This window comes from Paenibacillus sp. MSJ-34 (assembly GCF_018918005.1).
GTDB lineage: Bacteria > Bacillota > Bacilli > Paenibacillales > Paenibacillaceae > MSJ-34.
The window spans coordinates 116,795-141,377 of record NZ_JAHLPR010000004.1 but is presented as its reverse complement, the minus strand read 5'-3'; the positions used below and the strand labels follow the sequence as shown (position 1 = coordinate 141,377).

Here is a 24,583-nt window from a genome sequence, read left to right as displayed (position 1 = left end):
CCGCGGACAGGCCTATACGATAGTAAAGGAGGTAGATTGTGAACTATGAAAATACTCAAAGAATTTAGAGAATTTGCAATACGCGGCAACGTTATCGATTTGGCGGTCGGGGTCATTATCGGCGGGGCGTTCGGGAAAATTGTCACATCGATCGTCAACGACATTATTATGCCGCCAATCGGTAAAGTGTTGGGAGGCTCCAGCTTCGTCGATCTGTTTATCAACTTGGATCCGGACAAGGGCAACTTCGCTTCGCTCGCCAAAGCCCAAGAGGCCGGTGCGGCGGTCATCGCCTACGGCCAATTTATTAATGTAATGCTCGATTTTCTTATTGTTGCGCTCAGCGTGTTTTTGCTAGTGAAGACGATTAATATGCTGAGAAGAAAAGTGATAGCCGAAAAGCCGGCTGAAAAACCAACAACGAAAGACTGTCCTTTCTGTTTGTCCAAAATTCCGGTACAAGCGACGCGCTGCGCTCATTGCACGTCCATTCTCGAAGAGCCTGCCGAAGCGAAATAATTGTCTGTTCGGGCGGTTGCCGTGAGGCAGGCGCCTACTCTATTATTGCAGCTTGAAATATTTCTGATAGATTCGCTCGTAGTTGGCGCCGTACTTCCTTTCAATCTCCGGGCCCATTTCTTGCTCCATCTCGTAAATGACCAAATCATGCGCAAAATTGTTCAGAAGCAGTTCGATCATCGCCGGATGCTCGGTCGCCATCGCTTTCGTCGCTTGTCCTTCGCCGCGCATGCCGATCATGCACCAGCGCCGATCGATGACGAACGAAAATTTGCGCCCGCCGGTCTGCGTCCGCCACGCCCCGTCCCGGCCGTGCACGATCATTTGCTGTGCGAGCCGCAAATCCTCGTCTCCGCCGATGACCGACCACAACACCTTCACACCCCGCTCTTCGGCCGTTTCGAGTTCTTTGCGGAATAGCGAGGCTTCCTCGGTCCATACATCGGCAATAATCTCGAACTGCGCTTTCTCCAGTTCCCGGCGCAAATTATCCATTACTTTCCGATCGCTCTCTATGCTGTAAAATTCCGTCCGATCGTCGCTTCGTTTCGGCATCGACTCCTCTACGATCCGAATCGACTCCTGCATTTTATCGGCTATGCTGCGGGTCAGTTCCTCTACCGGAATCATCGTATATAAAGAAGGCTCGCCTTTGCTGCACATCACGAATCCATGGTCGACCAGCTTCTGCAGCGCCGCGTACACGTTCGAGCGCGATACGCCGAGCCGTTTCGCCACTTCATATCCCGTCATAGCGCCCTGTTCCGCCAGTACAACCAACATCCTCGACTCCATCTCCGTAAATCCTAACACGCGCAAATGCTGCAACAAACGCTCCATTTCTCTGGCTGCCCCTTTCACAGATGCTATCACAACTAACTGTCTGCGATCTCTACTAGTCTCTTAGCCCTATCGTATCAATTTTGCCTAGCTACTGCAACGCGAGATCGAAAAAGCGAATTTTATGTCGATTCCCGGCAAGCGGCTGACTTTTTGCATCCAAGATGAAATTGGTCAGGCGCATGGATACAATCGCATTGGCAGACGCGCTAATTTAAATCTCTTGGCTGCTCGTAAGGGACCGAAGAAAACTATAAGTTACTTGGCGGGAAAAGATCATGCGTGCTGTAAAACACTCGTCGGGCGGGGGATTTCCAACAAGAAGCGGCGTACGCCGACATGAAGCGAAACCGCCCACCGCGCCGGGCAAGCAAAAGGACGGCCCCCCATTAGGCCGCCCTGTACCGTAGCATTATTCCGCTTTATGAATAATCTCGAAGCCGGTCGTATTTTGTACGACCTCCACCTTGACCTCGCTCCCCGCGCCGCCCCGGGAAATGCGAAGCGACAGGTGTCCCGCGCCGATGGCGAGACGCTCGACGAACAACTCGTTCAATTGCTCCGGCAATAACGGGTCGATCGCGATCCGTTTCGTCAGCGCGTCCGGATGCAAGCCCAGCATCGCCTGCATGAAGACGACCGACGTTCCCGCCGACCAGGCCTGCGGCGAGCATGTGGTCGGATACGGCACCGGATAGCCGAGCTCCGAGCCGTATCCGCAGAACAGTTCGGGCAAGCGCTGGTACTCGAAATAGGTGGATGCAGCAAGCAAGCCGGAAATCACCTTGCGCGCTTCCTCCCGATACCCCGAGCGGCTCAGCCCGAGCAATATCATGGCATTATCATGCGGCCATACGCTCCCGTTATGATAACTCATCGGGTAATATCCCGCCGCCTCCGCGCTCATCGTCCGAATGCCGTAGCCGTTAAACATATCGTCGGCCGTCAGTCTTTCGGCCGTCCTTGCTGCCCGCGCCGCGCCGGGAAGCCCGGTCATCAGCAAATGCCCCGGGTTCGATGTCACGGACCCGACTTGCCGTCCTTCCTGGTCGAGTGCGAGCGCGTAGAACTGTTCGTCCTCCATCCAGAAATGCCGTTCGAACCGTTCCCGCAATTCCCCGGCTTCCCGCTCCAGCCGATCGGCGAGCGCATCGTCGCCCATCAGCCTGAAGAGCGGCGCCATGCCTTGCTTCGCCATATACACATAGCCTTGCACTTCGGACAAGGCGATCGGCGACGACGCGTACTCGCCCGACCGGTGAACGATCGAGTTGCTCGAATCTTTCCAGCCTTGGTTCGGGAAGCCTTTCTCCGCTTCCTGGCGGTAAGCGAGGAAGCCCGATTTCAACATCGCCGCGTCGATCCATGCAAGGGCCCGCTCGATATTCGGCTTAAGCTCCTCCGCCAGCGACAAATCGCCCGTCCAGCGGAAATATTCGCCGATCAGCACAAGAAACAAAGGCGTAGCGTCGGCCGATCCGTAATAAGGCGAGAACGGCGATTGCTTCGTCGCGACCAGCTCGCCGAACCGGATTTCGTGCATGATTTTCCCCGGCTCTTCATCGCGCCAAGCGTCGACGGCGGTACCTTGATAAGCCGCCAGGGTGCGCAGCGTTCCGCGCACTTTGCCCGGATCGAGCGGAAGCATGAACAAGGACGTAATCAGGCTGTCTCTGCCGAACGGAACCGCGAACCACGGCAAGCCGGCTACCGGCATATCGCCGTATCCCACGTCGGTCATTAACATCCGTAAATCTTGCAAGCCGCGCCGGTACAAGCCGTTAAACGCCTCCGAATCGGATGTCGCCCGAGCCGTCTCCGCGTCCCATCGCCGGTAAGAAGCCTCCAATCGTTCCAGCCCCTCTTCATAGGAGAGCTCGGTTCCCGCTTGTCCGTCCAACATCGGCGCGACCGTAAAGCAGATGCGCTCCGTCTCTTTCGGCTGCAACGTTATAGAAAAGCGGATCAACCCGGAATCGCTCGCTTCCGTTTCCGGTTTGTCCCAACGTATGCGCGTCTCCCTTGCGATGTTGTCCGCGCCGGAATAACGGATCGTCAAGCTTTGCGGCTCCATGCTTCTGCCGGTGATCGAGCCGACTTCCCCCGTCCGATATTTCCGCACCAGAAACATGTCCTGAAAATCGGCATCGAATGCCGCCGAGAAATCGAACGATACCGTTTCCGGGTAATAGCTCGTTAACGCAATTCGCTCGTACAGCACGCCGCCGAATATAAAACGGTCCCGTACCGCTTCAATGGCGCCGACGTCTTTCGTATCCTTCATTAAACGGATCGAAGCGACATAGCTTTGATTCGCCGCCGAGGAAAGCAACGACGGCTTGTCCCCGTCGATCCACACTTCCATCCGGCTTAAAAACCGCGTATCTTTCGTATATAAACCGTGGCCGATTTCATTGTTCCCGGTAATATCCCCATTCCTGTCCGTTAGCAGGAACAAATCGCCTTCTTTAATGACGCTGTAATCCATCGCCTTCCCTCTCCTTCGTATCCATGACTGTGAACTCTCCCTGAAGCCCTTCCCCGGAGTTCGGGCCGATCCATACGAGGAATTTGCCGGGCTCCACCGCAAACTGCAGCCTTTCGTCCAGCATGCCAAGCTCGTTCGGGGTTAACGTAAAGGAGATTCTTTTCGTCTCCCCTTGTTTCAGACATATTTTCTGAAAGCCTTTCAATTCCTTCACCGGTCTTGTCGTACTTCCCACGACGTCGCGAATGTACAATTGAACCACTTCCTCGCCGTCCCGTTCTCCGGTATTGGTTACGTTTGCGGACACCTTGACGCTTCCGTCGCGCGCAACTTGCCGGGCATCCAGCCGAAGATCGGCATATTCGAACGTCGTATAGCTTAAACCGTAGCCGAACGGATACAGCGGTTCGTCGCTCACGTCGACATAATCTTCGTAAAGATGCGGTCTTCCCGTATTTTTACGGTTATAATAAATCGGAATTTGTCCGGTGGAACGCGGGAACGTCACCGGCAGCTTGCCGCTCGGATTGTACTCTCCGATCAGCACGTCGACCAGCGCATTCCCCGCTTGGGTGCCCGGATGCCATGCTTCGACAACGGCGTCCGCATGCTCATGCACCCATTCCACGGCCAGCGGCCGCCCGCTCATCAGCACGACGACGACCGGCGTCGCCGTATGCCGCTTGATTGCCCGGATCAGCCGTTCCTGGCATTCCGGCAAGCCGATATAGACCCGGTTATAATGCTCTCCGGTCATATCCTCGCTTTCGCCGACGACGACAACGGCGACATCGCTGTCTCTCGCGGCCGCCACCGCTTCTTCCAGCCCCCGCTCCAACGGCTGTTTCACCTCGGATCCCTTGGCATAAGTCACTTCCGCCAACGGGGCGATTCTGGACCGGAAGGCGTCCAGAACGGTGACGACATCCTCCTTGCGGCCTTTCCACGCCCAGCAGCCCATCGCATTTTGGCGGTCGTCGGCCAGCGGGCCGATCAAGCCGATTCGTTTCCGCGCGCCAAGATCTAGCGGCAGCGTATTGCCGCTATTCTTCAATAGAACGATCGATTTCCGCGCACTGTCCCGCGCCTGTTCCACATGCTCAGGAATCATCATGACGCGCTCCCGCTTCCGAACGTCGACATAAGGATGATCGAATAAGCCCAACCGGTACTTCACCGTCAAAATCCGCAGTACCGCGTCGTCAAGCAATGGAAGCATATCGGGCCGTTCCTGAAAAATCCGCTCCAAATGCTCAAGATATACCCCGGAATGCATGTCCATATCCACCCCGGCGGCAAACCCTTTGCACGCCGCATCCTTGCGGTCTTCCGCATAGCCGTGGTGAATCAATTCTTCAACCGATTCCCAATCGCTGACGACGATGCCGGGATAGTTCCATTCCCCTTTTAAAATCTCTCTGATGAGAAACTTGTTGCCCGAAGCAGGGACGCCGTTCAGATCGGTAAAGGCGGTCATGACCGATAACGCCCCGGCTTGGATTCCTTCGTAAAACGGCGGCAAGACCGTTTCGCGCAGCACTCTTTCGGACATGTCCGTCGTATCGTAATCCCGGCCGCCTTCGACCCAGCCGTAGCCCGCAAAATGCTTGACGCATGCGGCAACGGTCGGATAGCCGTTCTCGTCCGGGCTTTGAAAACCTCTTACTCTGGCGGCCGCCGCCTGGTTGGCCAAATATACGTCTTCGCCGGCGCCTTCCGCGATTCTTCCCCAACGCGGTTCGCGCGTCATATCGACCATCGGCGCGAACGTCCAGCGGATGCCTTCGGACGCAGCTTCCGCCGCCGCGATGCGGGCGTTCCGCTCCATCGCCTCCACATCCCAGCTTGCCGCTTCGCCGAGCGGAATGGGGAATATGGTGCGGAACCCGTGAATCACATCGTCCCCGATCAGTAAAGGAATGCCGAGGCGGCTTTCCTCCACTGCGATCCGCTGCAATTCGTTGATCTTCTCCGCGCCGTACACGTTAAGCAGCGATCCGATCTTTCCCTGCTTGATCCATTCGATCTCTTGCGCTTCGCATCGCCCGAACTGCACCGTCTGCCCGATCTTCTCGGTTAACGTCATCCGTTTCAACAACCGCTCTGCCTTCGCTGCATCATTCAACATTGATGTCCTCCCCCCGTCTTCCGGTTACCCTTTAATGCCGGCGCTAGATACGCCTTCGATGTATTGTTTCTGGAACAAGAAGAAGAAAATAAGGATCGGCAAGGTCGACAAGGTCACGCCTGCCATAATTAACGGCGTATTCTCAAAGAACGCGTCCTTCAAGCTGTTCAGCCCGACGACGAGCACATATTTCTCCGGATCGTTCGCTAACGTGCTCGGAATGAGGTAACTGTTCCACGTTCCGGCGAAAGACAAAATCGACATCGTAATTAAGGACGAACGCGCGAGCGGATAGACGATCCGCCAGAAGGCGCCCATTTTCGTCAAGCCGTCGATTCGGGCCGCTTCGATAAATTCGCCCGGCACGCTGATGAAAAACTGCCGCAGCATAAAAATGTACAACGACTGGTACAAGAACGGCACCGTTAACGCCGCGAACGTATTGAGCCAGCCGATCTTCGCCATATTGACGTATACCGGAATCAGGATCATATGGTACGGAACCATCATCGTCGCGACGACGATCCAGAATACGAGCTTCTTCCCTTTAAAATCCAGCTTCGCCAGCGCAAAGCCTGCCATCGGGTTGACGATCAAGTTCCCGATTACGACAATTCCCGTCATAATAACTGTATTTAAAAACCACTTGGGCACATTGTATGCGTCGTTAGTGAAAAACATGGTGTAATTTTCAAAAGTCCATCTGGAAATGTCCACGAATTTATTAACATCTTTCATCGTAATTAACGAGGTATAGACCGTATAAGCAAACGGAAGGATGAAAACGACTCCGAGGATACCGATGATGGCGTATACCAGCAATTTGAAAAAGGTTTTTCGAGCCTTCACGGCCATCACTCCTTATCGTCCAGAAATTTCTTCTGCAGAAACGTAATGAACATAATGATGAAAAAGAATAGAATAACGGCCGCGCTTCCGTATCCGATATTCATATAGCGAATCCCGTGTTGGTAAAAATAAGTGACGACCGTGCTCGTCGCTCCGGCCGGCGATCCAAGCGCACCGTATCGGGAAATCGCCGCAATTTGGTCGTAAATTTGAAACCCGAGGATGGTGGAAACGGAAATAACGAAAAAGGTAATCGGCTTCAAAAAAGGAACGGTGATGAAACGGAATTTCTCCCATTTCGAAGCGCCGTCGATGTCGCCCGCTTCATACAGATCTTTAGGCACTTCTTGCAGCGCGGACAAATAGACGATCATGCTGAATCCGCATTGTTGGAAAATGAACAAAATGCATACGAACATCAAGGCATAGCCCGTATCCGCAAACCAGGTCACGTCGCGCAGGCCGAAAAACGCGAAAAATTTCGTGACAAACGTCCCTTGCTTGAACAGCATCATAAAGACGGTGGTCAGAGCGATTTGCGAGGTGATGTACGGAATAAAGAATACGGTTCGGAAAATGCCTTTGCCTTTGATATTCTGATTCACCAGTATGGCCATCAATAAACCGAGAATCGTTTGGACGGGCACCGCCACGACAACGATTTGCAAGGAATGAAGAACGGCTTGGTAGAACTGCTTGTCGTTCAATATGGCGATATAGTTTTGCAATCCGATAAATTTCGCATCGCCCAGCGCGGCGAAGTTCACGTCTTGAAAGCTTCTTATAAAAGATTCCACGAAAGGATACAAAAACCACCATGCCCATAAAACCAAAAAAGGCAAGACGAGCATCCAGCCTAACGTGAAATCCGAATCGAAGATCGAACGAAACCGGGATTGTTTTTTGGGTTGTCCAGTCATCGAAACCTCCTGTAATTCCACAAATTGTATATTTCAACTCAGGATAAAAGTGTTCCCGTCTCCTTGGCGGAAACGGGAACGCATCCGTTATTTGAATTGTTCTTGCACGCTGTCAAGCAGCTCTTTCGCCGATTTCTTGCTGCCGCCCAGAATCGTTTCTTCCAATTGTTTCACGAGTTCGTCGGTAAACTTCTTCGTTTCCTTCGGATAACCGTAATCGCTGCTGTATTCCATTGCCGGTTCGAGCAATTGATATTCCGGATTTTGTTCAAAATAGTTCGCCGACAAGCTGGATACGGCCGGATTGAAGCCCAAGCTCATAAAATCGGATTGCGTTTTGTCGTTCGTCATGTAGTAGGCCGCTTGGAGCGCCGCTTCTTTGTTCTTCGCGTCTTTCAGGACGACATACGCGTCTGCGCTAAGCGTGCTGCCGTTCACGGTTCCTTTCGGGACCGGAAGGGCGACATATTTCAAATCAGGGTTGGCGTCTTGCAAATAGTTTTTGTACCAGAAACCGCCGGTGCTCATTGCCGCTTTGCCGTTGGCGAACACTTCGCCGTCCCAACCGTAGCCTAACGTCTTCGGCGTTACCGCGACGCCTTCTTCATACATTTTGAATATTTTTTCCAATGCCGCTACGTTCTCAGGGGAGTTAATGCTTTTCCCGTTGTCCCAACCGCCGCCGTAGCTTTTCGCGTAGTTCGTAATATGGAACGCGTCGAGGTTGATCGCAATGCCGTACACGTCATTGGTCGTCAATTTTTTGGCAGCCGCTTCGACTTCGTCCCAAGTCGTCGGATAGTCGCCCAGTCCGGCTTCTTTCCACATCTCCTCGTTAATAAAGAACATGGCAGGCATACCGCTGTTCGGAATCCCGTACTGCTTGCCGTCCACTTTCCAAATGTCCGTCGCCGCTTGCGAGAAACGGCTCATGTCGACGCCCGTCGATTGAATCAAATCGTCCAGCGGGGTGAACAATCCTTTGTCGATATATTCGAAAGCCCCTTCATTGGACAATTTAATAAAATCGGGCGCGACGCCTGCCGCAATTTCGCCCGGCAACGTGTTCCAGAACTGCTCGCTGCTTGGGTATTGTTTAATTTTCAGCTCAATATTCGGATATTGCTCCGAAATGGAATTAGCTGCCTCTTGATATATTTTAAGATCTTGCGCCGTTCCCCAGAAGCCCATCGTTACCGTCGTTTTGGCTCCCGTATCTCCGCCTGCGCCGTTGTTGCCGCCCGCTTCGTTCTTGCCGCCGCAAGCCGACAATACGAGTACCAGCGTCAGCGCAAGCGCGAGCAGCATCGACATTTTTTTCATCTTTCTCATGATAATCCTCCCCTTGTAACCAGTTAAGTATAAGCTTCACCTATGATGTTAGCCCTATTCGACCATAAAAAAAATTAATCAACGAGTGATTAATTTAATAAAATTGACTTTGCTCTATTCTGTTCGCCGGCGGCGCCCGTTTTGTTTAACAATTTTGACTTTCTTTTAATAAAATTACACTGTTTTGCGGTATTCTTTCGGGGACATTCCTACGTATTTATTGAACACGATCGCGAAATGAACCTGGCTATGGAAACCGACCATCTCCGCGACTTCGTAAATTTTATGCCGGTAATCTTTCAACAGTTCTTTGGCGCGCTCAATCCGCACTTCATTCAAATAGTCGAACAGCCCCTTCTCCACTTCTTGCTTAAATAGTCTGCTGATATAGTTGCCGCTCACATGAAACTTTTCTCCCAGCTGTTTCAAAGAGATGTCGTCGTCATAATGGGTCTCAATATATTGCAAAATATGGCGCACAACCGGGCTATATTCTTTATTGCTTCCGAGCGCTCGCAGCCTTACTTTTTCGTCGATGATCGCATGGCACATGTTGGACAATTGTTCGAAATCTTCGATTTCTTCGATTTTGCCGCGGTATTCCAAATAGTCGCCGCTCTCCTCCAGCATAAACAGCAAGCCTTCGTATATTTTTTTGACGTCCCGTTCATTGAGGCATTGGGTTTCCTGTACATATTGTTCCCACTCCGCCAGTTGACGCGCAAACTCGTCGTACCGCTCCTCTATCAGCCCATTCTTCATGCCGGCGATATAGAGGTTGACTTGCTCCAACGCTTCCTCATCGTCGATCGGCCTATGCCGGTAATAGAGCACGGGATCGTCGGGACGGTAAAACCGCTCGCTTAGCGCCTGCTCGGCTTGTTGGCAAGCCTGCCTTACTTCCTGGAAAGAATGAAACGCTTCGCTAACGCCGAATACGGCTTCGACGTTGACGAACCGCTTGAGCGAAGCGGAGATGACCTGAACGATTTCATTGACGCGCGAAAACGCCGCCTGCACGCTCTTCGATTCGCTGACGCTAACGAAGACGTAGAACAGGTTTTCCTGCACTTGCAAAAACTCTGCTTCTTTCTCATGAGCCAGCAGCTCCGACAATAGGTTCGCAATCGTGCTGGAGAGAAGCGACTCGCTGTCTTTCGTGTACCGTTTTATGACTTGCGCGTAATTTTTCACGGTGAATTGAACGGCATACATATTGCCTTCCTTCAACTTCGTCTGGCCGATCGCTCCCATATGGACCAGCAGCCTATTGTGCGGAAAGGTTCCCGTATGCTGTTGCCGCATCGCATCGCCCTGTTCCGCTTGTTCGCCTTGCGGCGACCGCCCGGCTTCAAGCTCGTTCTTCAGTTTCGTTAAAACGTTGGCGATTTCCTCCGCGTTCATGGCCGGTTTATGAAAATAATCGACGGCTCCCAATTTCATCGCCTTTTTAACAAACGTCAAATCGTCAAAGCTGCTCAAAATAATGACGCTGGTGCGGATATTTTTCGCATTGAGCTCCTCCAGCACTTGGAGGCCGTCTTTTCTCGGCATTTTAATATCGAGGAGCACGGCATCGGGCTTCCGCTCTTCGATCAGCTTCAACGCCTCGACGCCGTCGGACGCCTCCCCCACAATTTGCATGCCGCTCGCTTCCCAATCGAAGGCCGACTTAATCCCGATACGAACCAACGGTTCGTCATCGACGATGATCAGTTTCATATCTCTCACCCGCAGACTCATTTGGAATGGATGTTAGGACTGGAATTTTGATCGTTGCGACCGTTCCGCACGGCTCGCGGCTTGCGATCGTCAAGCCGTAATCTTGGCCGTAGTTCAGTTCCAGCCGCTTTCGTATATTTTTCATGCCGATCGGATTGATTTTGTCCGCTTCCGCTCGCGATTCGAACTGCTCCCGTTCGTCGTCCCGCACCCCTTTTCCGTTGTCGGCCACGATCATGATGACATAATTCGCTTCCCGAGCGATGGAAATTGTTAATTTGCCTTTGTAATCGATGCCGTCGAATCCGTGGAACACGGCATTCTCGACAAGCGGTTGAAGCAGAAACTTCAAGGTGTAAAATTCGCGCACTTGCGGGTCGATGTCGAAGGAAACATCGAACTTGTTCAAATATCGCAAGGATAGGATGTCGGTATAGCTGCGAATGAACTCTGCCTCTTCTTGGATCGTGACGTAGTCGCTCTCCGTCTTGACCGTAAATTTGATGACCGAAGAGAACGAGGACAGCGCTTCTTCGATGCCGCTTGCCCCTTGCAGCTTGGCCATCCACTTGATGACATTCAGCGTATTGTATATAAAATGCGGCTTGATCTGGGATTGCAGCGCAAGCATTTCCAAATGCCGCTTCTCCTTTTCCTCCTCATAGATGCGGCGAATCAGGCCTCGGATATCGCGCAGCATATGATCGACGGTTTTGCTGATTTTCCCCGCTTCCCCGTAGCGGATATCCATGCTGACATCGAGATTCCCTTGCGAGACGAGCTTCATTTTCCGTTCGAGCACGGCGAGCGGCCTCGTTATGCTCGTTGCGATGAAAATCGCGATCAGGATCGATAGCGCGAGCAGAACGATGAGGCTAATCGTCGTTATTTTCAAAGTCAGGTAGATGTAGCTGAACATTTCCGTCTTCGGAATGATCGTAATCGCTCGCCAATTCGATACGTCCGAGATCGAGCTGACGAAATACATGTCCTGATGTTCGCCGGTCGTCCGGCCTTCCCCGATGACGGAAGCGAAGTCTTCGCCGATCGCGCTGTCGGCCGCTTGGCCGATCTCTTCCGGATGTTGGCTGTAGATAATATTGTGTTGTTCGTCGATCAAGTAAAACCTGGTATTTTCCGTAAAATGAATGTCGCTCCATAACGTTTTCAACTTTTCGACGCTGATGTTCAGCATGATGAGCCCTAAGCTTTCTTTCGTGTAAGGATCCATGATCGCCCGCCCGATCGACACGACGGGCGCGTGGTCGTAGGACATCAGCTTCTCCGGATGAATCCCGATCGGCACGTACAGCCCTTGCTTGTCCAAAATTTGCCGAACGAACGGTTCATCGCGGAATTCCCGCTCGAAATAACGATGGTCCATATATTCGATATTGCTTCTCCCGATAATAATGCCGTTCTTGCTCTGGTAGACGATGACCGAATCGATCAAATCGGTGTACAGATGCATATTGTTCCGAATCAATCCGTTCACCTTGTCGAAGTCCTGCTCCCGTTCGAGCAGCGGGTAGGCCGATTCGTCGTAGTCTTTGCCCATAATCCGGAAGATATCCCTGTTCTGAACCGGGGACATCGACAGGCGCAGCAGCGGGTTGAGCGAGGTATCGATGTTTTTCACGATCTGATTGTTATTCTCCACCACCACGTCCAGAATCATATTGCGGTTTGACTCCAAATACAGCCACGACAAAACTCCCGCAATCGTGAAGAGCGGTACGATATTGAGGCAGGAAAAGGCGATGATTAATTTATTTTTTAAACTTAAATTCAGAAATTTATGTTTGAGGCGCATCATGATGCATTACCCTTTGCGTTGGATTGTTTTGCTCGCGGCACCGTGGCGGCAAGCGTCTGCGGCTTGCAGGGGGGGCGGCGGCGCGTGCGCGTTTGTGACGCTCCCCTGCGGGGGCGCTGTCCGCGGCGCATGAGCGACAACGTGTTTGCGTTGGCGATATGCCGCCTGCCGGCCGAGGGGCATTGCGTTGGGGGCACTCCTCTGCCGGTACGCTGCTGCCGCGTTGCCTATTGGCGACGCTTTGCGTTCGCCGATTTGCCGCCTGCTGGCCGGGCGCCTTGCGCTCGCGTCACTCCGCTGCGATTGCGCTGCTACTGCATCGCCTATGTGGCGGACGCTTTGCGTTCCCCGCCGATTTGCCGCCTGCTGGCCGGGCATGCGCATCCCGCCTGTGCGTTTTCTCCTGTGCGTAACGGTCAGCGCGATGCTCACTACGCACTGCGCGGAAGCCCCCAACACACGGTAATGCTCTGCACCGCGTCAGCCGGTCGCCCCCATACGCGGTATGCAGGCCAGCTTGATGATTTGCTTCCCTGCCTGCTCGTCAATTCTATGTACACCATCTTAAAGCAAGTCGGCACGAATCGCAATGTTTGGGAGAGCGTCGCTGTGCGTCGGTTAGAAAAGGTAATATTTCAGCGTATGAATGCAATTAGGTTCGTGGGTGGTATGTAGCGCATGGATTGTAACTAGTCTTCACGGTGATATCAAGTTACTTGCACTGCAACTGTACCGCGTGTTGGTATAAGTTACTTCTATTGTGGCTAGAGTGCATGGTGGTTGCTTGGGAGCATTTACTGCATCGGCCACACGTAAAGAGTAACTGCGAAAATCCAGTAATTTGGCAAGGAATATCACATTTGGAGGGTAGCAGATGCAAAAATACAGTTATTCGAACCGATTTTTCGATTTGGGGGTCATTTGAGCGAAAATAACTGGATTTCTGCAGTTACAGGATCGAAAAACGCTGAAATCGTTAAATGTAAATGGATTTTCGCAGTTACATAAGAAAATCGCTGGAGACGATCGTACCGGCGGTCGAATTCGTTGGCTGGTTGAAGGAGCATGGGAATCGGGGCGTGACATAGCCATCGCTCCTTCGGAATAGCTCCAATTTCTGGAGCTAATTTTTTGCTTTATGGCAATATGCGCTCATTATCGGTAAAACCTACCGTTAATCTAAGCCTGATCAGCCATTTCGGCCCATCCGCTCCAAAATAGCTCCACATAATACCGCTAATTCTCATCCATCGCGCTAGGGGAATAAATGAACGCCAGTATTTACCACTAATTCAAAAAACGCTTCAATGCAGCCGAAAACCGAATTGCTTTATATCTGCCACTGCAACATCCTTCCCGGCCAATAAAGCTGGACCGCCACCCAAACATCCTACTCGAACAACAAAACAGGATTCGGCACCCCAACGTCCTTCTCTACAACAAAAACAGGGGCTGGCACCCCGCGTCCTTCTCGGACAATAGATGCAAGCCCCGGCTATGTTTATTTGCATTTCGCTTCGTATTCCGCATGCCAAGCGGATGCTTCCGCCACTGCGCGCTCGGCGCGGGCGATCGCTTCCGCAACTTGCCGCGTGGCGGTGCCGCCGTACACGTTGCGGGCGTCCACCACTTGCTGCGGCTGCAGCACGTCGTAGATCCGCTCGTCGAACAAGGAAGAGAACTGCTTGAACTCGTCCAACGTCAAGTCGAGCAAATATTTCTTCTGCTGGATGCAATACAGTACCGTCTTGCCGATCACTTCATGCGCTTGGCGGAAAGGCAAGCCTTTGCCTACGAGGAAGTCGGCGATATCGGTCGCGTTGGAGAAGTCTTCGTTCACCGCTTTGCGCATCCGGTCGCGATTCACCTTCATCGTTTCGACCATCGGCGCGAACAGGCGCAAAGCGCCGTCCAACGTGCGCACCGTGTCGAACATGCCCTCCTTGTCTTCCTGCATGTCCTTATTGTAAGCAAGCGGCAACGACTTGAGCACGGTCAGCAATCCGAACAGGTTGCCGTATACGCGGCCGGTTTTGCCGCGAACGAGTTCGGCGACGTCCGGATTTTTCTTCTGCGGCATAATGCTGCTGCCGGTGCAGAATGCGTCGTCCAGCTCCACAAATTGGAACTCGGTGCTGGACCAGAGCACCAATTCCTCGCAAAAGCGCGACAGATGCATCATAATAAGCGACGCGTTCGACAGGAACTCAACGATAAAGTCGCGGTCGCTTACCGCATCCAGGCTGTTCTCGTATACGCGGTCGAATTTCAGTTCCTTCGCCACGAAATGGCGGTCGATCGGGAACGTCGTTCCCGCCAGTGCCCCCGCACCAAGCGGCAGCGCGTTAATGCGTTTGTAGCTGTCCTGCAACCGCTCGATATCGCGCTCGAACATCGACACGTACGCCATCATATGATGGGCGAACAGAATCGGCTGCGCCCGCTGCAAATGGGTGTATCCCGGCACGATCGTGTCGAGGTTCGCCTTCGCCTGGGACAAAAGCGCCTGCTGCAGCTTCACGAGCAATCCGACGAATTCGACGACGCGCTTGCGCAAATAAAGGTGCATATCCGTCGCGACCTGGTCGTTGCGGCTGCGTCCGGTATGCAGCTTCCCGCCGACCGGGCCGATCTCTTCGATCAACGTTTTCTCGATATTCATATGAATATCTTCGTCCGAGACGGAAAACTCGATTTCGCCGCGCTGGATCATGCCGAGCACTTTATGGAGGCCTTCCTTAATTTTGTCGACGTCATCCTCCGGCAGTATGCCGCATTTGCCCAGCATGGTCACATGAGCCAAGCTGCCTTGGATATCTTCCTCCGCGAGCTCTTTATCGAATAAGATCGACGCTGTGTATTCTTCTACCAATTGATCGGTTTGTTTCGTAAAACGTCCGCCCCACAGTTTGCTCATTCGTGTTGTCCCCTTTGCGCGACGCCGGTGCCCACTTTCAAGCGCAATGCATTCAAATGGATGAATCCGGTTGCGTCCGCTTGATCGTATGCTTGCGTCGGATCGGCCTCCATCGTCGCAATATCCGGGTTATACAGGCTGACCGGGCTTTTCACGCCGGCGCCGATCACGTTCCCTTTATACAGCTTGATACGGACCGTACCTGTCACATTTTTCTGGCTCTCCGTCACGAGCGCTTGCAGCGCCAGCCGTTCCGGCGCGAACCAGAAGCCGTTATATACGAGCGTGCTGTAACGCGAGAGCAAAGAATCGCGCAAATGCATCACTTCCCGGTCCATCGTGAGCGACTCCATTTTGCGATGGGCCGTAAACAAAATCGTACCGCCCGGCGTCTCGTATACGCCGCGGCTCTTCATGCCGACGAAGCGGTTCTCCACCATATCGACGCGTCCGATTCCGTGTTTGCCGCCAAGTTCGTTCAACTTCTCCATCACTTGCAGCGGCGTCATCCGCTCCCCGTTCACGGCTACGCAATCGCCGCGCTCGAATTCGAGCTCGACGTATTCGGCCTGATCCGGCGCGTCTTCCGGCGAAACGCTCAGCACATACATATCTTTGTTTGATTCCGCACTGGCATCGAACCACGGATCCTCCAGCATGCCGCTCTCAAAGCTGATATGCAGCAGGTTGCGGTCCATCGAGTACGGCTTCGCCGCCGAAGCCTGTACCGGAATGCCATGCTTCTCGGCGTAAGCAATCATCTCCGCCCGTCCCGGGAATTGGTTCCGGAATTCCTCCGAACGCCAAGGCGCAATCACTTTAATCTCAGGCGCAAGAGCCGCAGCCGTCAATTCGAAACGCACCTGATCGTTTCCTTTGCCCGTCGCTCCGTGTGCGATCGCCGTCGCGCCTTCCGCGCGCGCGATATCCACCATCCTCTTGGCGATCAGCGGCCGCGCAATGCTCGTTCCGAGCAAATATTGCCCTTCATACAGCGCTCCCGCTTGAAACATCGGGTAAATGAAATCTTTCGCAAACTCCGCCCGCAGGTCGTCGATATATACTTTCGAAGCGCCGGTTGCCAGCGCTTTTTCCTCCAGACCGTCCAGCTCTTCTTTCTGTCCGATGTCCGCCGTAAAGGCGATAATTTCCGCATCGTACGTTTCTTTCAACCATTTCAGAATGACGGACGTATCCAAGCCGCCCGAGTAGGCCAATACGATTTTTTCCTTTGCCACGTTTCCTTCTCTCCCTTCGTTTGCGAGCCCTGCTATCTACATCAATGCGGCCATAACCGCTTTTTGCGCATGCAGCCGATTCTCGGCCTCGTCGAAAATAATCGAATGCGGCCCGTCGATCACGCCTTCGCTCACTTCTTCCCCGCGATGCGCCGGCAAGCAGTGCATGAATACGTAATCTTCCTTCGCGTATTGCGTCAGTTCTTCGTTCACTTGATAACCCGCAAAAGCCGCCTCGCGTTCTTTTTGCTCCGCCTCAAAGCCCATGCTCGCCCACACATCCGTATATACCACGTCCGCGCTCTCGATCGCTTCTCTCGGGTCGCGGGTCAGGAGCAGGTTTGCGCCTGTTTTCGCGCCGATTTCTTTGGCTTGCGCCACAATGCCGGCATCCGGGTCATATCCTTCCGGCGTCGCGACCGCCACGTTCACGCCCAGTTTCAGGCCGCCCATAATGAGCGAATGCGCCATATTGTTGCCGTCGCCGATGTAGGCAAGCTTCAAGCCGCGCAATTTTCCTTTATGTTCATAGATCGTTTGGTAATCGGCCAACGCCTGGCAAGGATGATTCAAGTCGGTCAGCCCGTTAATAACGGGAATCGTCGCCGCCCGCGCCAAGTCGATAACATTGCGGTGCGCGAACGTGCGAATCATAATGCCGTCGAGATAGCGCGACATCGTTTGCGCCGTATCCCAAATCGTCTCGCCCCGTCCAAGCTGCAAATCGTTCTTGCTTAAAAATAGCGCCTGCCCCCCTAGTTGATACATGCCGACTTCAAAGGAGACGCGCGTCCGCGTGGACGATTTCTCGAAGATCATGCCGAGCGATTTGCCTTTGAGCGGGTGATAGATTTCACCGTTCTTCTGTTTCCGTTTCAAGTCGATCGCCAGATCGATCAAATATTGAATTTCTTCGGGGGAGTAATCGCCTAATGCGAGAAAATCCCGCCCTTTCAAGTTAATCCCCATCTCTTCTTGCACCGTGGGATTCATGGGCATTCCCTCCTGTTCTATGGATGAACGGCTGTTCTGTTCGCCAGCAGCGAGTGAATCATGGAAACAGCCTGATCGATTTCTTCTTTGGTTACAAGCAAATTCGGCAGCAGTCGAATGACGTTCGGTCCGGCCGGCACGAACAGCAGCCCGGCCTTCTGCGCTTCGGCCAGCACCCCGGCGATCGGTTCGACGCATTCGATGCCGATCATCAGCCCTTTGCCGCGAATGTCGCGCACATACGGATTGCCCGCAAGCCGCTCTTGCAACTGCCGCATCAAGTAGTCGCCCATCTCGGCGGCGCGTGCGGGAATTCCTTCGCCGACGATCGTCTCGATCGTCGCAATGACCGCCGCCATCGCAATCGGCGTGCCGCCGAATGTGGTCGCATGGCTGCCAGGAGTGAACGCTTCGCGCAAAGGCGCTTTGGCAAGCATCGCTCCTACCGGGAAGCCGCTTCCCAGCCCTTTCGCCAACGTAAAAATATCCGGCTCGATGCCGTAATGCTCATAGGCGAACAGTTTGCCGGTCCGGCCCATGCCGGTTTGAATTTCGTCAATGATGAGCAGCAAGTTATGCTGCTTGCACAGGCGAACGATCTCTTGCACGAACGCCGGATCGACCGGATGGATGCCGCCCTCGGCCTGCACCAATTCGAGCATGATCGCGCATGTTTTGCCGCCGATCGCGGCGGTCAACGCCTCAACATCATGCATAGGAACATGTTTGAAGCCTGTCGGCAACGGAGAGAACCCATCCTTCACCTTCTCTTGCCCTGTTGCCGTTAACGTCGCAAGCGTGCGCCCGTGGAACGATTGGATAAAGGTAATGACTTCGTACCGGTCGCTTCCAAGCACTTTGTTGTTGTAACGCCGCGCCAATTTGATCGCCGCTTCGTTCGCTTCCGCGCCGCTGTTGCAGAAGAATACCGCATCCGCACAGCTGTTGGCGGTGAGCAGACCGGCCGCCTTTTCCTGATTCGGGATTTGAAACAAATTCGAAACATGCCATAATTCGTCGAGCTGGGCGACCAGTTTCTCCTTCACAGTTTGCGGTACGTGACCCAGGTTCGCGACCGCCAATCCGCTCATAAAATCGAGATACTTGTTGCCTTGATCGTCCCACAGCCAACTGCCCTGGCCTTTCACCAGCGAAATCGGATAGCGCGCATAAGTCGGAAACAATGCGCTTTGCTGCACCTTATTTTCGCTCATTCGATTCACTCCTTCCGTCATCTTTCCTTATTCCTTACCCGCGCACGATTCGCGTGCCGATAGCCGCGCCCTGCAGCACGCTGCGAAGCACGCCCGGTTCCGCGCCGTCGACAATTACGACCTCCCGCACGTCCCCATGAATGCATTGCATCGCCGCCCGTACCTTCGGAATCATGCCGCCGTATATTTCACCCGAGCCAATCATCTCTTCGATATCCGCTACCGTCACGCTCGGGAGGACGGTTCGCCCTCCGTCTGCCGCCGTTCGCATAATGCCCGGCACATCGGTCACGACGATCATGCGCTCGACGCCGAGATAAGAGGCGACTGCTCCTGCCGCCGTATCCGCGTTAATGTTGTATCGCTGTTTGCCGTCCTTGCCGATGCCGATCGGGGCAATGACAGGCATATACCCCATCGCGACGATCCCTTCGATCGCTTCGGCGTTAATATGCGTCACTTCGCCGACAAAACCGATTTCCGCCTCGTTCGCTACCGGCTCTGCCTGAATCAACGCGCCGTCGACGCCGGATAAGCCGAGCGCTTTGGCGCCGCTTGCGCCGATTTTGCGGACGATTTCTTTATTAATCTTCCCGGCCAGCACCATTTCGACGACATCCAATACCGCATCGTTCGTCTTCCGCAAACCGTTCACGAACTCGGTCTCGATGCCCAATTTCGTCAACGTGTCGGAAATGGCCGGTCCGCCGCCGTGCACGATGACCGGAATGATTCCTTCCGCTTGCAGCGCGCATAAATCGGCGTAAAAAGCGTCCGGCAGCGCCGCAAGCGTGCTGCCTCCGCATTTCATGACAAATCGCCGTTGCTTCTGTCCGTTCAACGCATTGTTATCCATGAACTTTACTCCTGTCTCCCTTTATGGCGCAATATGGCCAACTTGCAATATGATTTCATCGAAAACTGTCGTATATTTACGTTCGATACGCCGCATTAATGCGCACATAATCATACGTCAAATCGCAGCCCCATGCCGTCGCTTCGCCTTGACCCATGTGCAGATCCACATGAATGACCACCGTCTGGCCCTTCAAATATTCAAGCGCCGCCTCTTCGTCGAACGGAATCGGCCGCGATTGTTCCAGCATGACGATATCGCCGATGCGAATATCGACCGTCTCCGGATCGACCGGCACGCCGGAACGTCCGACCGCCGCAATGATGCGCCCCCAGTTGGCGTCGGCGCCGAACACGGCCGATTTGACGAGGCTCGAGCCGATCACCGTCTTGGCGATGGCGCGGGCTCCTTCCTCCGTTTCCGCCCCGCTCACGTTCACCTCGATCAGCTTTGTCGCCCCTTCGCCGTCGCGCGCGATCGCCTGCGCCAAATGCTCGCATACCCGGCGAAACGCCGCGGCGAACGCCGGCCAATCGGGATGCCCCTCATGCAGCTTATTGTTGCCGGCCAGTCCGCTGGCCATCGCAACGAGCATATCGTTCGTGCTCGTATCGCCGTCCACGGTGATCATATTGAACGTCACATCGGTCGTTTGGCCCAACAGCCGCTGCAGCGGCTCGCGTTCGATCTCGGCATCCGTCGTCATAAAGGCGAGCATCGTCGCCATATTCGGATGAATCATGCCCGAGCCTTTCGCCGCGCCCGCGATCGTCACGATGTTGCCGTCGACGCGGACTTGAACGCAGCATTCTTTTTTCACCAAATCGGTCGTAAGTATCGCTTGGCAGAAATCCTCCGCTCCGGAATCTTGATCCGTCAACTTCGCAGGCAACGATTCTACGCCCGCGAGCACACGGTCCATCTTAAGCAGTTCGCCGATCACGCCGGTCGACGCGACCGCGACGTAATGCTCCGCGATGCCCAGCCGCTGCGCCAGCGCCGAACGCATCCGATATGCATCCTCTTCGCCTTGCTTGCCCGTGCACGCATTCGCGTTGCCGCTATTCACAAGCACCGCCTGCAGCTTGCCTTCCTGCGCAATGCTCTCGCGCGTCACCTGCAGCGGAGCCGCCTGAAACACATTGGTCGTATAGACGGCCGCCGCCGTCGCCGGCACTTCGCATACGATCGCCCCCAAATCGAATCGGGTCGTCTTCTTCAAGCCGCAATGCAAGCCCCCCGCCCGGAAACCGGCAGGCGTCGTCACCGAGCCGTCCGGCACGATCGCGTAAGGCAGCTCTTCTACCGCATTTTTCCCCATCGTTCGTTCCTCCGTCCTATGGATACACAGGCGTTAGTTTTAAACCTAACGTTTCGTTCCATCCCATCATCAAATTCATATTTTGAATCGCTTGACCCGCGGCGCCTTTGACCAAGTTATCGATCACGGAAATGATCGTCACCCGTCCCGTTCGCTCGTCGGCTGCGAAGCCGATATCGCAATAATTGGAGCCGTACACTTCCTTGGTGGCAGGCCACTTGCCTTTATCGCGTATGCGCACGAACGGGCGTCCCTCGTAATATTGGCGGTACAGCTCGATCAAATCTTCCTCCGTATGCGCGTCGTTCAACGTCGCGTACATCGTCGCCATAATGCCGCGCGTCATCGGAACCAGATGGGGCGTGAACGTCACGGTAACTTGTTCTCCGCTCAGCAGCGAAAGCACCTGCTCGATTTCAGGCGTATGCTGATGCTTATTCACTTTATATGCTTTAAAATTTTCATTAATTTCCGAATAATGGGTTCCCAAGCTCGCGCCTCGCCCCGCGCCGGACACGCCCGATTTGGCGTCCACGATAATCGAACGGGGATCGATCCAGCCTGCGGAAAGCGCCGGAATCAAGCCGAGCAGCGTCGCCGTCGGATAGCATCCCGGATTGGATACGAAGCGGGCGCTCGTCACCTCGTCGCCGAACACCTCGCTGAGGCCGTATACCGCTTCTTGCAGCAGTTCCGTTTGCGCCGGTTCGTGCTTATACCATTGCCGATACTGATCGCCGGACTTCAGCCGGAAATCGCCCGACAGATCGATCACTTTCAAGCCGGCATCCAGCAACTGCGGCACCAGCTTGGAGCTCACGCCATGCGGCGTAGCGGTGAAGACAACGTCCGCCTTCTCGCGGATCGCCGGGATATCGATGCCGTCCAGCAAATCCGTAACGATCTCGGATAGATGGGGATAGCCTTCCGCGATCGGAACCCCGCTGCTGGATGAGGATAGTACCGACGTAATCTCCACTTGCGGATGTCCCCCTAAAAAACGAATCAGTTCGACGCCCCCGTAACCGGTCGAACCGACAATCGCTGCCCTTACTGTTTTGTTCATGTCGCGTTTCCCCTCCAAATCGCCATACTCTGTAAGAGGTCGTTCAAAAGTTTACTTGCGAATACGTCCTTTGCTACGTTCGTTTCCGTACAAGTCCGTCTTCTTACCATTGTACACCAATTGACCCCCTGTGGAAATATTAGCCGTATTTTAAAATATGTATCATTATACATTTGGATTTATAAAAATACAATGCTCAATTTATGTAATTTTTAACTGCCGTGAAGTTTAAATCCTTCGCCCAACACCTCGTTCGTATTGCTAATGATGACAAAAGCGGTCGGGTCGACCCTTTTTACAATCGCCTTCAATTTGCTGACCTCCGTCTGGCCGACGACAACCATGAGAACGGTGCGCCCTTCTTTGGTAAATCCGCCTTGGCCGTCCCACTTCGTCAGCCCGCGGTCCAGTTCATGCAAGATCGCTTCCGTCAACGGCTCCGTCTGCGCAGAAATAATAAAGGCGACTTTGGAAAAGCCGAAGCCTACTTGAACCGCGTCGATCATTTTGCTCGTCACAAACAAGCCGATCAAGGCGTACAGCGCTTTCTCCGGAGACAACAAAACGCCCGCGCACAAAATGACGATTCCGTCCAGCATCGCGACCGACAGCGGGTAGCTTAGACCGGTAAAACGGTGAATGATTTGCGCAACCAGATCAAGGCCTCCGGTGGAACCGCGGCCCCGGTATACGATGCCAAGGCCCAAACCGATTCCCATCCCGCCGTAGATCGACGCAAGCAAGGGATTGTCTGTCGGAGCCGGCCAGTCCCGGGTCAAGTAGACGAATAACGGCAAGACAATGCTGCTGAGCAGCACCTTGAAGCCGAATCGTCTGCCGAGCAGCATCGTGCCGATCACGAATAGAGGGATGTTGAACCCCCATTGGGTGAATGCCGGTTGGATGCCGGTCAATTGTTCGACGAGAATCGAAATCCCGGACACGCCGCCGGAAGCGATTTGATTGGCTAGTAGAAACAAATTAAAGCTGATTGCCACGATAAAACTGCCAAGAATGACGAGGGCATATTCGATGGTCATCTGCAGCTTGCGATTGACAGGTTTCGGCAATCTTCGATTCGGTTTCGATTTCGTTTCCTTGTTTTCTTTGCTTTCTAAGGTATCCATCTCTGTACTCTCCTCGCTTACAAAAAATTCCTACACTGTCGTGTAGGAATTCCGTACTGTGCTTATTCTTGCCGAATCTGGCTGCGTAAATATCCGTCGATGAACGAATCGAGATCGCCGTCCATCACTGCGCCTACATTTCCCGTCTCCACTTGCGTCCGATGATCCTTCACCATGCTGTATGGGTGGAACACGTAAGAACGGATTTGGTTGCCCCAAGCGATATCCGATTGTTCGCCGCGAATTTCTGCCAATTCTTTCTGCTGCTCTTCAATCTTGCGCTCGTACAGCTTGGAACGCAATACCGTCATGGCGCGCTCGCGGTTTTTGATCTGCGACCGTTCGGTTTGGCATGTGACGACGATGCCGGTTGGGATATGCGTAATCCGCACCGCCGAGTCGGTCGTGTTAATATGCTGCCCGCCCGCGCCGCTGGAACGGTAGGTGTCGACTTTCAAATCTTCCGTACGGATTTCAACTTCGACATCTTCGGATATTTCCGGAACGACGTCGCAGGATACGAACGACGTATGCCGCCGTCCCGAAGCGTCGAACGGAGAAATGCGCACCAGCCGGTGCACGCCCTTCTCCGCTTTCAGGTAACCGTAAGCGTTAAAGCCTTTGATCAGCAGCGTTACGCTCTTCACGCCGGCCTCGTCGCCGGGCAAATAGTCGAGCACTTCGACTTTGAAGCCGCGCTTCTCCGCCCATCGGGTGTACATGCGCAGCAGCATTTGCGCCCAGTCTTGCGACTCGGTGCCGCCCGCTCCCGGATGCAACTCCAGAATGGCGTTGAATTTGTCGTACGGCTGGCTAAGCAATAGCTGCAATTGGAAGTTGCTCATTTTGTCCGAGAGTTGCTCGATATTGCCGGCGATTTCGGCCGCCAGCGCCTCGTCCTTCTCCTCCTCGGCCAATTCCAGCATTAATTGCACATCCTCGTACTCTTCACGCAATGCTTCGTATTGGTCGACGACGGCCTTTACGCCGTTCAGTTCGGCGATAATGCTCTGCGCCCGCTCGTTGTCGTCCCAAAAATCGGGCGCCGCCATCTTCTCCTCATAGTTCGCTATCATTTCCTGCTTAACATCTAAGTCAAAGAGACCCCCTAAGGTCGGTTAATCTCTTTGCCACTTCGCGCAAATCATGTTTGACGCTCGGATCGATCATGGCTGTTCACCTCATCATACTGTATGCGGCAACCGCATCGTACATTGCGATTGCCCGCTAGTCCATC

Annotated in this window: 18 protein-coding genes; 1 reads left to right on the top strand and 17 read right to left on the bottom strand. The window is 53.8% G+C overall.

The window, feature by feature from the left end; translation table 11 throughout:
- Positions 1-45 precede the first annotated feature (45 nt).
- Positions 46-519 carry a large conductance mechanosensitive channel protein MscL gene (gene mscL, locus KQI79_RS03165; protein WP_216536773.1) on the top strand — a complete coding sequence of 158 codons (474 nt, stop codon included), beginning with the start codon at positions 46-48 and terminating at the stop codon, positions 517-519.
- A 42-nt stretch (positions 520-561) separates the two neighbouring features.
- On the opposite strand, the gene KQI79_RS03160 is transcribed toward mscL, so the two are convergent.
- The 17 genes from KQI79_RS03160 to prfB all read right to left on the bottom strand — a co-directional run bounded on the left by KQI79_RS03160 (position 562) and on the right by prfB (position 24,516).
- The gene (locus KQI79_RS03160; RefSeq protein WP_216536772.1) at positions 562-1,359 is read right to left on the bottom strand and encodes a TrmB family transcriptional regulator; all 798 of its coding nucleotides are present in this window, start codon (positions 1,357-1,359) and stop codon (positions 562-564) included.
- A 412-nt stretch (positions 1,360-1,771) separates the two neighbouring features.
- Positions 1,772-3,847, bottom strand: coding sequence for an amylo-alpha-1,6-glucosidase (locus tag KQI79_RS03155; RefSeq protein ID WP_216536771.1), 2,076 nt, complete (start codon positions 3,845-3,847; stop codon positions 1,772-1,774).
- The gene (locus KQI79_RS03150) at positions 3,828-5,975 is read right to left on the bottom strand and encodes a glycoside hydrolase family 3 N-terminal domain-containing protein (protein WP_216536770.1); all 2,148 of its coding nucleotides are present in this window, start codon (positions 5,973-5,975) and stop codon (positions 3,828-3,830) included. Before KQI79_RS03150 ends, KQI79_RS03155 begins: the two co-directional genes overlap by 20 nt.
- A 24-nt stretch (positions 5,976-5,999) precedes the next feature.
- On the bottom strand, positions 6,000-6,830 hold the full coding sequence (locus KQI79_RS03145) for a carbohydrate ABC transporter permease (RefSeq protein ID WP_216536769.1): 831 nt from the start codon (positions 6,828-6,830) through the stop codon (positions 6,000-6,002).
- Positions 6,830-7,744 carry a carbohydrate ABC transporter permease gene (locus KQI79_RS03140; protein ID WP_216536768.1) on the bottom strand — a complete coding sequence of 305 codons (915 nt, stop codon included), beginning with the start codon at positions 7,742-7,744 and terminating at the stop codon, positions 6,830-6,832. The genes KQI79_RS03145 and KQI79_RS03140 overlap by 1 nt, the downstream gene beginning before the upstream one ends.
- A gap of 87 nt (positions 7,745-7,831) precedes the next feature.
- On the bottom strand, positions 7,832-9,076 hold the full coding sequence (locus KQI79_RS03135; protein WP_216536767.1) for an ABC transporter substrate-binding protein: 1,245 nt from the start codon (positions 9,074-9,076) through the stop codon (positions 7,832-7,834).
- A 174-nt stretch (positions 9,077-9,250) separates the two neighbouring features.
- Complete coding sequence (locus KQI79_RS03130; RefSeq protein WP_216536811.1) at positions 9,251-10,798, bottom strand: response regulator; 1,548 nt, start codon at positions 10,796-10,798, stop codon at positions 9,251-9,253.
- Positions 10,776-12,614 (bottom strand): cache domain-containing sensor histidine kinase, encoded by a 1,839-nt coding sequence (locus tag KQI79_RS03125; protein ID WP_216536766.1) that lies wholly within the window; start codon positions 12,612-12,614, stop codon positions 10,776-10,778. The genes KQI79_RS03130 and KQI79_RS03125 overlap by 23 nt, the downstream gene beginning before the upstream one ends.
- Positions 12,615-14,115: 1,501 nt before the next feature.
- Positions 14,116-15,531, bottom strand: coding sequence for an argininosuccinate lyase (gene argH, locus KQI79_RS03120; protein ID WP_216536765.1), 1,416 nt, complete (start codon positions 15,529-15,531; stop codon positions 14,116-14,118).
- On the bottom strand, positions 15,528-16,769 hold the full coding sequence (locus KQI79_RS03115) for an argininosuccinate synthase (protein ID WP_216536764.1): 1,242 nt from the start codon (positions 16,767-16,769) through the stop codon (positions 15,528-15,530). The genes argH and KQI79_RS03115 overlap by 4 nt, the downstream gene beginning before the upstream one ends.
- Positions 16,770-16,805: 36 nt before the next feature.
- Positions 16,806-17,762 carry an ornithine carbamoyltransferase gene (gene argF, locus KQI79_RS03110; RefSeq protein ID WP_216536763.1) on the bottom strand — a complete coding sequence of 319 codons (957 nt, stop codon included), beginning with the start codon at positions 17,760-17,762 and terminating at the stop codon, positions 16,806-16,808.
- Positions 17,763-17,779: 17 nt separating this feature from the next.
- A complete protein-coding gene (locus tag KQI79_RS03105) occupies positions 17,780-18,976 on the bottom strand; it encodes an acetylornithine transaminase (RefSeq protein WP_216536762.1) in 1,197 nt (398 codons plus the stop codon).
- A gap of 34 nt (positions 18,977-19,010) precedes the next feature.
- Positions 19,011-19,832 carry an acetylglutamate kinase gene (gene argB / locus KQI79_RS03100; protein ID WP_216536761.1) on the bottom strand — a complete coding sequence of 274 codons (822 nt, stop codon included), beginning with the start codon at positions 19,830-19,832 and terminating at the stop codon, positions 19,011-19,013.
- A 76-nt stretch (positions 19,833-19,908) separates the two neighbouring features.
- Entirely contained in the window at positions 19,909-21,153 is a 1,245-nt protein-coding gene (gene argJ, locus KQI79_RS03095) for a bifunctional glutamate N-acetyltransferase/amino-acid acetyltransferase ArgJ (RefSeq protein WP_216536760.1), read from the bottom strand.
- A gap of 16 nt (positions 21,154-21,169) precedes the next feature.
- A complete protein-coding gene (gene argC / locus KQI79_RS03090) occupies positions 21,170-22,219 on the bottom strand; it encodes an N-acetyl-gamma-glutamyl-phosphate reductase (RefSeq protein WP_216536759.1) in 1,050 nt (349 codons plus the stop codon).
- Positions 22,220-22,431: 212 nt separating this feature from the next.
- Positions 22,432-23,346, bottom strand: a complete 915-nt coding sequence (locus KQI79_RS03085) for a YitT family protein (protein ID WP_216536758.1) — start codon at positions 23,344-23,346, stop codon at positions 22,432-22,434.
- Between the two features lie 62 nt (positions 23,347-23,408).
- A protein-coding gene (gene prfB / locus KQI79_RS03080; protein ID WP_216536757.1) for a peptide chain release factor 2 occupies positions 23,409-24,516 on the bottom strand; the annotation gives its coding sequence in 2 pieces (ribosomal slippage) (positions 23,409-24,443 and positions 24,445-24,516; 1,107 coding nt in all).
- Between the last annotated feature and the right edge of the window lie 67 nt (positions 24,517-24,583).

What these genes read in the sequence shown, in the direction of transcription:
- mscL (WP_216536773.1), top strand. Translation starts at nt 46, where the DNA reads ATGAAAATACTCAAAGAATTTAGAGAATTTGCAATACGCGGCAACGTT.
- argB (WP_216536761.1), bottom strand. Translation starts at nt 19,832, where the DNA reads ATGGATAACAATGCGTTGAACGGACAGAAGCAACGGCGATTTGTCATG.
- KQI79_RS03145 (WP_216536769.1), bottom strand. Translation starts at nt 6,830, where the DNA reads ATGGCCGTGAAGGCTCGAAAAACCTTTTTCAAATTGCTGGTATACGCC.
- KQI79_RS03160 (WP_216536772.1), bottom strand. Translation starts at nt 1,359, where the DNA reads ATGGAGCGTTTGTTGCAGCATTTGCGCGTGTTAGGATTTACGGAGATG.
- KQI79_RS03105 (WP_216536762.1), bottom strand. Translation starts at nt 18,976, where the DNA reads ATGAGCGAAAATAAGGTGCAGCAAAGCGCATTGTTTCCGACTTATGCG.
- KQI79_RS03130 (WP_216536811.1), bottom strand. Translation starts at nt 10,798, where the DNA reads ATGAAACTGATCATCGTCGATGACGAACCGTTGGTTCGTATCGGGATT.
- argJ (WP_216536760.1), bottom strand. Translation starts at nt 21,153, where the DNA reads ATGGGGAAAAATGCGGTAGAAGAGCTGCCTTACGCGATCGTGCCGGAC.
- KQI79_RS03140 (WP_216536768.1), bottom strand. Translation starts at nt 7,744, where the DNA reads ATGACTGGACAACCCAAAAAACAATCCCGGTTTCGTTCGATCTTCGAT.
- argH (WP_216536765.1), bottom strand. Translation starts at nt 15,531, where the DNA reads ATGAGCAAACTGTGGGGCGGACGTTTTACGAAACAAACCGATCAATTG.
- argF (WP_216536763.1), bottom strand. Translation starts at nt 17,762, where the DNA reads ATGAATCCCACGGTGCAAGAAGAGATGGGGATTAACTTGAAAGGGCGG.
- KQI79_RS03150 (WP_216536770.1), bottom strand. Translation starts at nt 5,975, where the DNA reads ATGTTGAATGATGCAGCGAAGGCAGAGCGGTTGTTGAAACGGATGACG.
- argC (WP_216536759.1), bottom strand. Translation starts at nt 22,219, where the DNA reads ATGAACAAAACAGTAAGGGCAGCGATTGTCGGTTCGACCGGTTACGGG.
- KQI79_RS03085 (WP_216536758.1), bottom strand. Translation starts at nt 23,346, where the DNA reads ATGGATACCTTAGAAAGCAAAGAAAACAAGGAAACGAAATCGAAACCG.
- KQI79_RS03135 (WP_216536767.1), bottom strand. Translation starts at nt 9,076, where the DNA reads ATGAGAAAGATGAAAAAAATGTCGATGCTGCTCGCGCTTGCGCTGACG.
- KQI79_RS03155 (WP_216536771.1), bottom strand. Translation starts at nt 3,847, where the DNA reads ATGGATTACAGCGTCATTAAAGAAGGCGATTTGTTCCTGCTAACGGAC.
- KQI79_RS03125 (WP_216536766.1), bottom strand. Translation starts at nt 12,614, where the DNA reads ATGATGCGCCTCAAACATAAATTTCTGAATTTAAGTTTAAAAAATAAA.